13 protein-coding genes and 2 pseudogenes are annotated in these 13,936 nt (G+C 38.5%); 8 read left to right on the top strand and 7 right to left on the bottom strand.

Translation table 11 applies throughout. The features are described 5' to 3' along the window. Positions 1–17 precede the first annotated feature (17 nt). Positions 18–428: pseudogene (locus DSM106972_RS20630) on the top strand (SnoaL-like polyketide cyclase); the annotation flags it as partial. 42 nt (positions 429–470) lie between these two features. Here DSM106972_RS20630 and DSM106972_RS20625 read toward each other — a convergent pair. Then, positions 471–1,097, bottom strand: coding sequence for a hypothetical protein (locus tag DSM106972_RS20625; RefSeq protein ID WP_127082469.1), 627 nt, complete (start codon positions 1,095–1,097; stop codon positions 471–473). 197 nt (positions 1,098–1,294) lie between these two features. Here DSM106972_RS20625 and DSM106972_RS20620 point away from each other — a divergent pair, with 197 nt between their 5' ends. Then, positions 1,295–1,540 (top strand): hypothetical protein, encoded by a 246-nt coding sequence (locus tag DSM106972_RS20620; RefSeq protein ID WP_127082468.1) that lies wholly within the window; start codon positions 1,295–1,297, stop codon positions 1,538–1,540. 5 nt (positions 1,541–1,545) lie between these two features. Here DSM106972_RS20620 and DSM106972_RS20615 read toward each other — a convergent pair whose 3' ends face one another. Further along, on the bottom strand, positions 1,546–2,478 hold the full coding sequence (locus DSM106972_RS20615; protein ID WP_127082467.1) for a diacylglycerol/lipid kinase family protein: 933 nt from the start codon (positions 2,476–2,478) through the stop codon (positions 1,546–1,548). Between the two features lie 138 nt (positions 2,479–2,616). On the opposite strand from DSM106972_RS20615, the gene DSM106972_RS20610 reads away from it, so the two are divergent. Next, on the top strand, positions 2,617–4,200 hold the full coding sequence (locus DSM106972_RS20610; RefSeq protein WP_127082466.1) for an alkaline phosphatase D family protein: 1,584 nt from the start codon (positions 2,617–2,619) through the stop codon (positions 4,198–4,200). A gap of 49 nt (positions 4,201–4,249) precedes the next feature. On the opposite strand, the gene DSM106972_RS20605 is transcribed toward DSM106972_RS20610, so the two are convergent. The 5 genes and pseudogenes from DSM106972_RS20605 to patD form a co-directional block, all read right to left on the bottom strand. Continuing rightward, positions 4,250–4,990 (bottom strand): Uma2 family endonuclease, encoded by a 741-nt coding sequence (locus DSM106972_RS20605; RefSeq protein WP_127082465.1) that lies wholly within the window; start codon positions 4,988–4,990, stop codon positions 4,250–4,252. Between the two features lie 535 nt (positions 4,991–5,525). After that, positions 5,526–7,184, bottom strand: coding sequence for a dipeptide ABC transporter ATP-binding protein (locus DSM106972_RS20600; RefSeq protein WP_127082464.1), 1,659 nt, complete (start codon positions 7,182–7,184; stop codon positions 5,526–5,528). Positions 7,185–7,384: 200 nt separating this feature from the next. Next, positions 7,385–7,831, bottom strand: a complete 447-nt coding sequence (locus DSM106972_RS20595) for a hypothetical protein (RefSeq protein ID WP_127082463.1) — start codon at positions 7,829–7,831, stop codon at positions 7,385–7,387. A 20-nt stretch (positions 7,832–7,851) separates the two neighbouring features. After that, positions 7,852–8,154, bottom strand: a pseudogene (locus DSM106972_RS53615) (Panacea domain-containing protein); the annotation flags it as partial. A gap of 258 nt (positions 8,155–8,412) precedes the next feature. Then, positions 8,413–8,766, bottom strand: a complete 354-nt coding sequence (gene patD, locus DSM106972_RS20585) for a heterocyst frequency control protein PatD (RefSeq protein WP_127082462.1) — start codon at positions 8,764–8,766, stop codon at positions 8,413–8,415. Positions 8,767–9,080: 314 nt separating this feature from the next. Between patD and DSM106972_RS20580 the strand changes: the two genes are divergently transcribed. From DSM106972_RS20580 to DSM106972_RS20560, 5 genes are all read left to right on the top strand, one after another. Further along, positions 9,081–11,327 (top strand): RelA/SpoT family protein, encoded by a 2,247-nt coding sequence (locus tag DSM106972_RS20580; RefSeq protein ID WP_127082461.1) that lies wholly within the window; start codon positions 9,081–9,083, stop codon positions 11,325–11,327. 125 nt (positions 11,328–11,452) lie between these two features. Beyond that, complete coding sequence (locus tag DSM106972_RS20575; RefSeq protein ID WP_127082460.1) at positions 11,453–11,815, top strand: AAA family ATPase; 363 nt, start codon at positions 11,453–11,455, stop codon at positions 11,813–11,815. Continuing rightward, positions 11,812–12,495 (top strand): AAA family ATPase, encoded by a 684-nt coding sequence (locus DSM106972_RS20570; RefSeq protein ID WP_201800760.1) that lies wholly within the window; start codon positions 11,812–11,814, stop codon positions 12,493–12,495. The genes DSM106972_RS20575 and DSM106972_RS20570 overlap by 4 nt, the downstream gene beginning before the upstream one ends. After that, positions 12,495–13,142: a DUF3226 domain-containing protein gene (locus tag DSM106972_RS20565; RefSeq protein ID WP_127082458.1), complete on the top strand. Its 648-nt coding sequence runs from the start codon at positions 12,495–12,497 to the stop codon at positions 13,140–13,142. The genes DSM106972_RS20570 and DSM106972_RS20565 overlap by 1 nt, the downstream gene beginning before the upstream one ends. A gap of 90 nt (positions 13,143–13,232) precedes the next feature. After that, complete coding sequence (locus tag DSM106972_RS20560; RefSeq protein ID WP_127082457.1) at positions 13,233–13,850, top strand: hypothetical protein; 618 nt, start codon at positions 13,233–13,235, stop codon at positions 13,848–13,850. Positions 13,851–13,936 lie beyond the last annotated feature (86 nt).

Here is a 13,936-nt window from a genome sequence, read left to right as displayed (position 1 = left end):
TGTATAAAATAAGTTTACAAGCTTATACTGCTTCAGATATTGTTGACCAAGGAACTTATAATCTTTTTATTACAGAGACAGAACACTACAATCCCAAGGTTGAAGATTTTGAGTCTAGCGCGCATTTATTCCATAACGCTTTTCCTGCGGGGTTCGTTTGCTCCCTAGTTGAAGTATTTTCTGGCCCACCTAATGTAAGCTTTAAATGGCGCCATTGGGGAACTTTTACAGGACGTTATAAAGATTTTGAACCAACTGGAGAAACTATTGAAGTTGTTGGGATGAGTGTTGCGCGCGTTTCGGATGATTTAAAAATAGAATCTGTGGAACATTATTTTGATACAAACGCATTTCTAGAAAAATTAACATCTGGGCAAAAATCTAGTTCTGGTGACAAGTTGGAATCTGGTTGTCCTTTTCACTCGTAGTTGATAGTTTGATTAAGAGTCGGTGCGTGAGTACTCATACACCTACTCAATAATTCCGATTAAAATTTGCATCAATATATTTAAGTCGTCAGGTACACGGTACAATGCGATATCTTGGGTAATGTGCTTTTGCTGTGCTTCTAATTTACCAAAACTCCATGCATCACCGACTGTAACCGCACCGTATAGAATATCCAAGTCTTCAAAGATTGATAATGCAATTAATTCTGCTGATAATTGTGTAAATCCTCTTGATAAGTCATCATTTTTTGCTTCTACTACAAGAAAGTTTTTCTTTGCTTCTTCAATACTATTTATTTTACGCACCAGATAATCCAAATTACCGCGCAGTTGAGAACTAACTTGTAGTGGATATTCTAAACGCAGTTGGCACTTACAAAAACGCGCTAACTCAAATAATACAGGTGCCACTAATGTTTCGCGTCGTGCCGTTTCGCTGGATAATGTTACCAAAGGTAATAACTCTTCTATTTGCTCAAGTAAAGAAGGCAAACGCTCTGGGATACGTTGGGAGGAAGGTAACGTTAGACGTACACGTGAAAAGCTATAACCCAATTCCGCAAGAATATCTTCGGTTTCATAAGGTAACTCGAAGTAGGAACGGAATGTATAAGTTTGCCCTTCTTGAAGTATTTTAGGTTTAGACATAAAAATTCCGTTTAGCAAGCGGACGTTTTAATTATATCAGCTTGGCGCCTTCAGCAATATATATTCTACAGTTAATAAAAATAAAATATAAAGTATTATAGCAATTAAGTAAAGATATCAAATATTTCCTGATATAAAATTGCGTGTGAATCATTATCAATATTAAAATAGAGGAAAATATTACTACTGAATTTAAAATGCTTCATTTTACAAAAGCTTTTGTTTGCCTTGTTGTATTAATTACCTTTAATAGTCCAGCGTTTGCCCGTTCCAAACCCCGTGCAAAATATGGTTATCCAAGAGTAACAACAAGAGAAATTCCTAATTGCTATATGATAACAAAAGACCGCACCAAGCTAAATTTAGCACGTTTGTGTGGAGAAACTGTACCCGCGCAACAAATTGGCACCAACACATCACCCCCAACCCCAGTTAAGAAGTAGTTATTTCATTCATTCTTCCATAGTGATTTATCAACAGTTTTAGGAACTAACACCCATAAACTTTCGGGTACTACTTGAAAGTTCATTGGTGTTTTTCCTAAATAATCTCCGTCTACTTGTACAGGTAATAATTTCTTGCCTTTGATTTCAATTTGCTGTGCGCGGTAATATACTACTTTTGGGTCACGATTATAACGACGTGTAAATACCGATAATAGACGCAACGGCGCCACTAACATACTATGTCCTTTAATTATACAAACATCTAAAAAACCATCATTAACAATTGCATGGGCAGTTAATTTGACAATTCCACCATAAAGTTGACTGTTGCCTATTATGATTAATAGTATACGTCCACGTACTCGTTTACCATCAATACGGATGAATGAACGTACTCCTTGATAATTCCATGCAAGCTGTAATGTTTGTTTGACATAAGCAAATATACCCAATCGCTTCTTTTCTCCGGGGTTAATTTGTGCTGTGACTGCACCGTCAAACCCAATACCTGCCATTAACAAAAAAAATCTTTCTCCTGCTTTACCGACATCTATCAGTTCTAATTGTGCTGTTAAAAAAGCATTAGCAACACGATGCAAGTCCATTGGTAAACCTAATTCACGGGCCCAAATATTAACTGTGCCAATTGGTAGTACAGCTAAAGCCGTTCGTGTCCCTACCAATCCGTTTACAACTTCGTTGACTGTACCATCACCACCAGCGGCTACTACAATATCATACCCTTGTTCTGCGGCTAGCCGTGCTTGTAATATTGCATCACCAGGCGCCTTAGTTGGACGTACTTCGACATCCCATCCTTTGCTTCGCCATATATTAGCAGCGTTTTCCAAGGTTTGTTTAAGATTATATGCTTGACCTGCAAAAGGATTAAACAGTATGAGGACACGAGGTTCAGGAGGAAGCAGTACAGCCATGATTTAAACGATTCCTGGAGGTATCCATCCAATTTAATCGATATTTATATACTATGCTACGAGGCGCCTAAATCTATTCTTAAACTTATTGATTCACAATTGTATTTCATTCAATCTTGATAAAAGTTATATCACTATATGTCACAGCAGTTATCACGCCGTCACTTTATCAAAATGTCTCTCGCTACGACTGGCACCATTATTACTGAGAACGCTTTTAATAATAAAGCTTTTGGTCAAGCTCCTGGTATTGTTATTTCCTCTAAAAGGCGCCCACAAATACCGTATGGTGTAATGAGTGGAGATATAAATAATAACAATGCCGTAATTTGGAGTAAAACTAATAAGCCTGCCCAGATGATTGTTGAGTACTCAACAAACGAATTATTCCGTAATATCCGCAAAATAATTGGCACAATTGCTACTGATAAAACAGATTTTACAGCACGATTAAATTTATTAAATCTTCCCAAAGGTCAACAAATATTTTACCGCGTGCTTTTCCAAGATGTGACAGATAAAAATATATTTAGCAAACCAGAGATAGGAACTTTTCGCACAGCGGCTGATAATAAAACTAATAAAGATATCTTGTTTGCATGGTCGGGAGATACTGCTGGTCAAGGTTGGGGTATAAATCCTGACTTCGGTGGTATGAAAATATATGAAGCCATTAGAAAATTAAAACCTGATTTCTTTATTCATTCGGGTGATACAATTTATGCTGATGTGCCGATAGAAGCAGAAGTTAAACTTGATAACGGCAAAGTGTGGAAAAATATCACGACACCAGAAAAATCGAAAGTTGCGGAAACACTCAAAGAATTTCGCGGTAACTATATATATAACTTACTTGATGAAAACGTTTGTCGCTTCAACGCAGAAGTTCCCCAGTTAATACAGTGGGATGACCATGAAGTTCGGAATAATTGGTATCCTGGACAAATTTTTGACGACAAACGCTATCAAGTCAAAGATATGTCGCTACTGACAAAGCGGGCAAAACAAGCTTTTCTCGAATATACTCCCATACGGTTTGATGCCAATGACCCAGAAAGAATATATCGTGCATTTAATTATGGTTCGTTACTAGATATTTTAATGCTCGATGAACGCAGTTATCGAGGCGCCAATTCAGAGAACCGTCAACCGATAGCAAGCAAAGACACAGCATTTTTAGCAACACCTCAACTACAATGGTTAAAGCAAAAGCTATTAAATTCCAAAGCCACCTGGAAAGTAATTGCTAGTGATATGCCGATTGGTTTAATTGTACCCGATGGTAAAGTTAATTTTGAGAACTTTGCCAATGGCGATGGCGCCGCTTTAGGTCGGGAGTTAGAAGTTGCTGATTTACTAAGATTTATTAAGCAACGCAATATAAAGAACGTTGTCTGGTTAACAGCAGATGTACATTATGCAGCAGCACATTATTATGACCCGAATAAAGCGCAATTCCAAAACTTTAAACCTTTTTGGGAATTTGTAGCAGGCCCTCTTAACTCAGGAACATTTGGCCCAAATAAATTAGATAACACCTTTGGTCCCGAAGTCAAATATCAAAGCGTTTCTGCGGGGATAAAACAAAATCAGGCGCCTTCCGAAGGTTTACAATTTTTTGGAACAGTCAAAATTGGCGCCGATAGTAAAGTAATGACTGTTGAGTTGTATAATTTAGACGGGAAAAAGCTTTATAGTACAGATTTGCAGCCGGAAGTTTAAGTAAGATGTAACCTACATATGTATGGTGGGCATTGCCCACCCTACAAGTTTAATCTGGTTTAGGCAAGTCACCAAATTGTTCTTGATAACGAGCTAACAATGCTTCCAGTTCTTTAGCGCGTTGACTTTCTTGTTCCGCACGTTGACGTTCTTGTTCAACTAGTGCTTCTGCTTCCATCCGACGCAGAGTTTCAACTCGCAGTGCTTCGACTAACTCATCGGATACTAGAAGTTTTTCGCCATTATCCAAACGATAAAAGCCAATTAGTTTGCCTTCGACTTCTAGGCGCAGTTGCAATACTTCGCTACAGTTGTTTGTTATTCGCTCATAGCCATTATCACCTAACTTATAACCAATTAATTGCTCCTCTATCCATTCGGCTTTTGGGTCAAATAACCAATATTCCTGTATCTCAAGTTTTTCATACAGGTCTTTTTTACCTTCTTGGTCTTCTTTTTGCGTACCTGGTGAAGTCATTTCAAACACGACTTTTGGTACTTGCTTCTCTTCCCAAATGTTATAGTTATCTCGTCCGCCTGGTTCCACGTTGTAAATAACCATAACATCGGGCGCCACTCTTAATTTCGGAAAGTTTTCAGCGTAATATAAAAACTGGTTTGCTAAAACTGTTGCCCGACGACCCTGAAGATAAAGTCTCAAAACTTCCAAAGTCGTCAATATGGCAAACAAATGGTCGTATGTTTCTGCCACTGGTTCTCCATCACCGCTGGGATAAAATACTTGCTTTGCTTCTTGCTCTGGTTGGGATGTTGCGATATATGTAGTCATGGCGCCGCCCAGTTGATTTGAAACTTTTGTACTATTATAATAGAGATTATACAAATTGACGAAAACATCTTTTTTTGCGGCATAACACACCTGTTTGAAGTAACTTAGTAGCAAATTACTATGAAAAGCTAAATTACTAAAAGATATTGTGTGCCAGATATTAATGCGTCACTAAGAGGTTGTTTGAAAAGTAGCCAATAATGTCATGCTGAACGCAGTGAAGCATCTAGGTATAAGTATAAAACCTAGATTCTACCTCTAAGCAGTATTGACACAGGTGTTAAATTTATGAAAACACTTTCAACAAAGCTTTTTGAAACTCAGCCGCAGTCTTAAAACGAATTTCCGGCTTTTCTTGCAATGCTAAATCAATCACCTTTGCCAATTGTTCGGGAATAGGAGGATGATATTTATGAATATGAAATAATAATTGACGAATATGAAGATGAAGACAAATATAAAAACGAAGACGAAGACGAACAGATGTAACAAATAGCTTATCCGTTACATCCGCTCTTATCCGTTGCTAGCTACTTCATGTTCTAGCTAAAAGAGGCGCCGCAGCAAGTAAAGTTTGGGTATATGGATGTTGAGGGTTAGCAAAAATTTCTTCTTTGGCGCCAAGTTCAACAATTTTACCACCGTGCATTACAGCGATGCGGTCACATAAAAAGCGCGCTAACCATAAGTCATGGGTAATAAATAAATACGTTAGCTCAAATTCTTCCTTCAATTCCAGCATTAAATCTAAAACCTGTGATTGCACGCTGGCATCTAACATACTAACTGGTTCATCACATATTACTAGTTTAGGACGAGTAATTAATGCGCGCGCAATAGCTACCCGCTGCTGTTGTCCTCCAGAAAGGTCAGATGGGCTGCGTTCATAATACATTTCGGCAGGCTTTAAACCAACCCGTTCTAACATAGCTATAACTTGCTTTTTAGCTTCTTCGGGTGTAGCAATACCATGAATTAATAGTGGGTCGGCAATACTTTGTCCTACTGTCATTGCTGGGTTTAAGCAAGCGTGGGGGTCTTGAAACACCATTTGCATTTGGCGCCTTTCTTTTCGCATATCTTGACGCGATAATGTTGTAAGCTCTGTACCTAGGAATTCAACTTTACCAGCGGTAGGACGAATTAATTGTAGTATTGTGCGTGATAATGTACTTTTTCCACATCCTGATTCACCTACCAATCCAAGAATTTCCCCAGGATATAGTTCTAAATTTATACCATCTACGGCTTTAATTGTTTGACCTTGACCTTTAAATATACGCTCGATAAAGTTAGGTTCAATTGTATAATGCTGTTGGAGTTCGGTGACTTTGAGTAAAGGCGCCTGAGATTTTATAAGTTGTGTCTCTTTAGATGGTATTTGGTCGCTCGTGACTTCATCTATAGATTGAATATGTAAAGCTGCTTTCAATAGCGACTGTGTATATTGATGCTGGGGGTTGCGGAAAACATCGTTAGTTTTTCCTGTTTCGACCATTTTGCCAAAGTACATTACACCAATGCGAGTACAATACTCTGCCACCATTGCTAAATCGTGAGAAATAAGCAACAGTGCCATATTCTCTTCGCTACATAACCGGGTAAGTTCTTGTAAAATTTGTGCGGAAACGGTGACATCTAAACTAGTTGTTGGCTCATCGGCAACGATTAACTTAGGATTTAATAGTAATGCTAACGCTATTGCTACCCGTTGTCGCATTCCACCGCTAAATTCATGGGGATATTGGTTCCAACGTGTTGCAGGAATTTTAACTTTTTCTAGAGTTGCAATTGCTCTGTCTTTAGCTTCTTTATTTGACAACCCAGGTGCGTGTGCTTTGAGAGTTTCCAAACAGTGATTACCAATAGTCATTAACGGGTCAAGACGTGTCATTGGGTCTTGAAACACTAACGCGACTACCTCACCCCGAAACTGTCGCATTTGGGGAGGTGTTAAATCTAATACAGATTGTCCTTTATATATAATTTTTCCTTCAGTGCGCGAACCATTAGGGAGCAACCGCATTACTGCACGTCCAAGCGTTGACTTCCCACATCCAGATTCACCAACTAACCCCATACGCTCACCAGGTTGTAGCGTAAATGACACATCGTCTACTGCCCAATGTACATCTTCATCCGCACGCTGTGGGTATGCTACACGTAGATTTTCGACGCTAAATAAGTCGCTCATAGCTTAATTTATAGATATTTATAGTATTAGTTTGCAGGCGCCGTATCGGGAATTTAGTACTAACCCCCGATTAGTTTCCACACACTGTATCAGATTTCAGATAGAACACCAAGGTAAATGTTCCCAAATTGCACAAAATTTGATAGTAATGAGTAAATGTTGCTTTAAGATAATAACCAACTACAACAATAATGTAAGTACTACGTGTTTTTTAGGTAAGATGGGCAAACGTTATGCTCTGGATCCCACCAGAAAAGAGTCATTATGCCTTGGTCAAGAATTCCCCAAACTCTTTGTTTACCACTAAAACGCAAAGACACAAGTTGGTCTACATCATCTTGCTTGATTTCACGTAAACGTGTTTGAGCTTCTGTACATAAATCTTCTACGTTTACCGAATGATTGAATTTTTTGGCATCCACAAGAATTTCTGACCAGGTCATACTTTCAAAGTGAGCAAGTTTATCCTTCATATAAACAAGCGTCTCGGTATCTAAATTATGCCATCCGTAAGCACCTTCCATTTCTATTTTAGAAATACGCCAACACGGGTTCATTTTATTGTAACTATCTGGAGATGAAGCTATTTTTGGCTGCTTAGTTGGAAAAGGCGTTATTTTTGTCTTCGGCTGTTTCTTTTTGCTCATACAAAATAAATTCAAGACAGTTATAGGCTGCCGTAGTATTCTGCCATCGCAGCATGAGTAATTTCTTGGTTACCACGTTCTCCAAGCGCCAATCCCTGACGAGCATTTATCCAGGGGTCTTCTTTGTGCGTTAAATCACTTAACCACTGAGAAGAATGCTCACCATAAAAGTTGATAACTTTGTCAATTGTTTCACGTTGAGTTTCGGTAAGATTACTAGCATCTCCTTTCGGTAGGTGTGAAACCTTAAATTCATTTTGATGCGTATTGTATAAGGCTGGTACTATAGGTCCATTCGCCCATGCCTCAATCTTTTCATGAAAAAGAGGTTCTTCATCCTACACTAGAGACCACGCCTGGGAATAATAAACAAGCTTTTGAAGCTTCATTGCTGTTAATGTTCCCATTTTTTCTAAAATATAAGCTGCCACATCATAAACATTCGCCATAATTACACCTTGGTTTGCCCTTTCGCTAAAATCTATTTTAAAGATTTGACAATAAATACCCAATACATTCTATACGATTATTTTAGTATGATTGTACTGTCAAGATGCCTGTTGCAAAGCAGTAATAGTTACCTACTCGTTATCGGTTATATTCGTTGCTAGCACTGCCTCACAATAACTTATAAGAGTTGTAAGACGTTCTGATATAGTATTGAGTCGAGTTTGAGTAGTTGCTTTGGTACGCGCGCTGCCCAAAAAACTGATATCAATCTCCAAAAGCCGTAATTGCTTACTAGTTTCAGTACGGAACTTGACTTCTTGGGCATTATCGTTATCTAAAGGCACAATTTCTTGGGTGAAATATTGCTGTAATGAGGTAAGCTCGGTGCGAAGTTCAGCTACACTCAACCGATTGGCGCCTACCATTGAGCGTAATTCCATCAGTTCCGTAAAGAGTGTATTATATTTATCCTTAGTTAGAGACATCTAATGCTAATTAAGATACTATTAATGTCAAGTAATTTTTCCATACACTAATTCTCTCTTGAATTGGATGCCACAAATATTAATTATTTTGGGGCTTATTTCGCTATTGTCCCCATTATTTTCCTATCATTGCTTAATATACGCGCTCAAACTACATGAGCGCGTAGCTCCCAACAATTGAATGTAGTCATTTATTGACTGCTTGCATTCAAAAGACTTGATGCGGCGCCAACCGTATCAAGAGATTCCCCTTTACAAGAGCGGGAGTCAAAAAGCAAAGGACGCTTACACACCCATTATCTAAACCCAATTGTATGAGTGGCTTACTACTAAATACCCCAGTCGATATCACCCTTCCGGATTGGCTTAAAGATTGTTTAAAAAAAGGAACTGCTGACAAGGCGGAAGAGGAACGAAGGTCAGATGATAATGACTTGATTTGTCGGGCATTCCGATTTGCTTACGATTTGCACGACGGGCAACTTCGTAAGTCGGGAGAACCTTATATATGCCACCCGGTTGCAGTCGCTGGGTTATTGCGTGACCTAGGAGGCAGTCCTGCTATGATAGCAGCTGGATTTCTTCATGATGTAGTTGAGGATACAGATGTCACAATTGAGGAAATCGAGGAGCGATTTGGTGCCGAAGTACGTCGTTTAGTTGAAGGTGTAACCAAACTCTCGAAGATAAATTTTAAAACAAAAACTGAAGGTCAGGCAGAAAACTTTCGACGTATGTTTATGTCGATGGCGCAAGATATTCGTGTTATTGTTGTAAAATTAGCTGACCGCCTCCATAACATGCGAACAATGGAAGTTATGTCAGAAGAAAGTCGGCGCCGTAATGCCCAAGAAACGCGCGATATCTTTGCTCCTCTAGCGAACCGTTTAGGAATTTGGCGTTTTAAGTGGGAATTAGAAGATTTAGCATTTAAATATTTAGAACCAGAGTCTTTCCGGCAAATTCAAAACCTTGTTGCCGAAAAACGCGACGCACGCGAAGACCGTCTTAAGAAAGTTTCCGATACGTTGCGGACTCGAATGGTGGAAGCTGGTATTCAATGTACCGATGTTAGTGGTAGACCAAAGCATCTTTATAGTATTTATCAAAAGATGCAGCGACAGAATAAGGAATTTAACGAGATTTACGATTTAGCCGCACTCAGAATTATTGTAAATAGTAACGAAGAATGCTATCGTGCGCTCGCAGTTGTGCATGATGCCTTTCGTCCAATTCCCGGACGCTTCAAAGATTACATCGGTTTGCCCAAACCCAACCGCTATCAATCATTACATACCGGAGTGATTGGTCCTTGGGGGCGCCCTTTAGAAGTGCAAATTCGCACATTAGAAATGCACCGTATTGCCGAATACGGAATTGCAGCCCACTGGAAGTATAAAGAGACCGGTGGTTCTAATTTTACCCACATGAGTACGAACGATGATAAGTTCACTTGGTTACGTCAGTTAATAGAGTGGCAGAACGACCTCAAAGACGCTCAAGAATATTTAGAAAGCATTAAAGACAATCTTTTTGAAGATGATGTCTATGTGTTTACACCCAAAGGTGATGTAGTCCCTTTAAATCCAGGTTCGACCACCGTCGATTTCGCTTATCGTATTCACTCTGAAGTTGGCAATCATTGCTCAGGCGCCCGCGTCAACGGAAAAATGGTACCACTTTCCACAAGACTACAGAATGGCGATATCGTTGAAATCTTAACGCAAAAGAACAGTCACCCCTCTTTACACTGGTTAAACTTCGTTGCTACATCTGCCGCCAAAAACCGCATCAAACAATGGTACAAACGTTCACGTCGAGAAGAAAATATAGCACGTGGACGGGAGTTGTTGGAAAAAGAGATAGGTAAGAACGGATTTGAAAACGTTTTAAAGTCGGAACCAATGCAAGCAGTTGCCGAACGATGTAATTATCAAAACGTAGAAGATTTGATTGCTGCATTAGGTTACGGGGAGGTAACGCTCAACTTACTTTTAAATCGTTGGAGAGAGTTAGTAAGGTCTCAAGAAACAAACGTAATACCCTTACCACTACCATCATCATCACCCAAACGTGAGGCGCCTCCATCTTCGCGCATTAGCGACTCACCAATACTTGGGGTTGAGGGGTTAATGTATCACCTTGCAGGTTGTTGTACACCAATACCAGGTGAAAAAATTATTGGAGTAGTAACGCGGGGTAGAGGAATAACAATACATCGTCACGGATGTAGTAACCACGAACATATCGAAGGTGAGCGTTTGATTCCTGTAACATGGAACTTCAATATGGAGCATAATGCACGCTCTTTAACATACCCAGTGAATGTGCAAATTGAAGCATTAGATAGAGTTGGTGTACTGAAAGATATTCTTTCAAAACTCACTGACCAATGCATCAACGTGCGTCACGCTTCAGTAAAAACAGCTACTAATCAACCAGCGTTAATTGATTTGGGAATGGAGATACGTGATACAGCACAGTTAGAACAGGTGTTTACTCAAATTAAAAAACTGAGTGACATCCTCAATATTCGTCGTGTGGGCAATAACGAGGAATAGTGGTAACGTGGCAACGGATAAAACGGATGTAACGGATAATTTATTTGTTATGTCCGTCTTTATATAGGTTTTGTATTATAAAATCAGTAGAGACGTGTAATCCGCAGGATTTCCCGCAGTGATTAATCACGTCTCTACAAGATTTTCATATTGATGGATTAGCACAGCTTAATCTTATCGTAGGCGGTAATAATAGCGGCAAAACAAGTTTATTAGAAGCGATTTATTTACTAGTCAATCAAAATAACCCTCAGTCGGTGATTGATTTATTAGATAATCGAGGAGAATTTGCTCTATCTAAACATTCTACTACATCTCGCGGATATCAGATTAAACATTTATTCAATAATCATCAACTTAGCTTTGACCAAAATATTAAAATAGAATCTCATCATAAAAATCCTCTCAAATTACAAATCAAACTATCATTAGCTGATAATCAAGAAGAATATTCTCAAGATATTTATGAAAATGAATCACTGTATTGACACTTAACTTTGCTTATAATTCACATAAAGAAGTTAAAATACCAGTATCTGAAGATGGAACATTAGAAGCAAGACTTGCTAAAACAAAATTTGCAAAAGTACTATTAGGTTTTACTCCGGAAACTTGCAAATTTTTAACTACAGAAAATACTAACTTTAATGACTTAAGTTTACTTTGGGACGCTATAAATTTAACACCTCAAGAAGACGAAGTGATAAAAGCATTACAAATCATTGAACCAGATGTAGAACGTATTAGTTTTACAAGTAGTCGTTCAAATAGTAGCGTAATTATAAAAATGCGTGGACAACATACACCTGTACCTTTGGGTAGTATGGGAGATGGAATGAGGCGCCTTCTGACTTTAGCATTGTCTGCGGTAAACGTTGAAAATGGTTATTTATTAATTGATGAAATCGACACTGGTCTTTATTACGAATTCCAAACTGATATGTGGCGCCTAATTTTAGAAACAGCACAGCGACTCAACATACAAGTTTTTGCAACAACGCATAGCTGGGATTGTGTTCGTGCATTTGAAGAAGCATTAGAAGACGTATCTAATAGTACAATTGGTAAACTATTTCGGCTAGATGCTAAATATGGCAAAATCCGCGCGGTAGAGTATTTAGCCGAAGAGTTAAAGATTGCTGTGCAGCAAAACATCGAGGTGCGTTAATGCCGAAGAAAATTCAATCATCACAATTACTTGTTGAAGGAAAAAACGACAGACATGTTATTTGGGCTTTATGTTACATGTATCAGCTTCCAGAAACATTTTCTGTAGAAGTAGCAAATACAGATGAGACAGAAGGAATTGAGGCACTATTAGATGGATTACCATTGAAGCTAAGAGAGAAAAATTTGGAAATATTAGGAATTGTAATAGATGCTGACCAAGATTTAGCAGCACGTTGGCAAGCTGTGAAAAGTAGATTAAAAGCAAGCGGTTATCAAAATATTCCTGAAAGTTTACCACAGTCAGGATGGGTTTATGCTGAACCAGAATTACCTAAAGTTGGGGTTTGGGTAATGGCAGATAATCAGCTTCCTGGCATGTTAGAAGATTTTGTTAAGTGTTGTATCCCTAACGATGACAAACTGCTGACAAAAGCTGAACTCGTCCTACAAGAAATTGAACAAGCTAGTCTCAATCCATACACATTAATTCATCGACCGAAAGCATTAATACATACTTGGCTCGCTTGGCAAGAAAAACCTGGTATGCCAATGGGGCAAGCAATTACAGCAAGAGTATTAAGTCATGATTCGGCGCCTGCAACTTCTTTTGTGGAGTGGCTAAAATGTTTATTCAATCTGCCTTGATAACTTATAATTAAATATAGTTATACCAAATCAGGAACATCAAAGTACTGAGCTACCGTCATAATTTTATCCATCTATGACACGTGTTACATGTTACCAATTGATAAAGTCATTTTTCTGCTGTTTTTTCCGGCTTGCGTCGGCTTATTAACCCAAGTTATTTGGGGTATAGAGTTAACTAATCAATTGGTAGCATTAGGAACGTTTATATTTTGCATTGAACAAGCTCGAATGGCTGTAAAGGATTTACGGCAAATAGAAGATGCGAAAGCTTATGTTCAAGATGGGCGCTTAAATACTTTTTATAAAGTAACTATTATTACTATTGCTGTTGAGCTTTTAGGTTTTTATACTTCGATAATTTCTTTGGGGTGGGGGTCTATTTTAATTTTACTCAGCCAAATTTGGTTTAATTTGCTTGCTAATGTGAAAATAGAGTATATCAATCAAACTGATAATTATAATTTTTATAGTACACCTGCTGTTACTTTGTCGGCGCCTGTATCTTTGTTAGATGCAGCACCAAGCTTGAAAGTGCGAGCTTGGAAAGTTTCTGAACGTTTACCAGTTTTATTTGCTGATGTATTGGGATTAATTTTAATCAGCTTTTGGATGTTGCAAATTGGCTCTCTGTTTATATCTTGGATATTATTTGCAATGGTAATAGCTTATGGAATAGCCAAGTTAGTGCTGCTTTTCTCTCGCTGAATATTACTCGCAGCGACTCACTGCAAAACACAATCTTAACAAGGCGCCTGTTTTAATTGAGGGAATTCAAGTTTGGTTACGGTCAA

This window comes from Dulcicalothrix desertica PCC 7102 (assembly GCF_003991905.1).
Taxonomy (GTDB): Bacteria; Cyanobacteriota; Cyanobacteriia; order Cyanobacteriales; family Nostocaceae; genus Dulcicalothrix; species Dulcicalothrix desertica.
The sequence above is the reverse complement of the archived record's forward strand: the minus strand, read 5'-3'. Positions and strand labels throughout refer to the sequence as shown.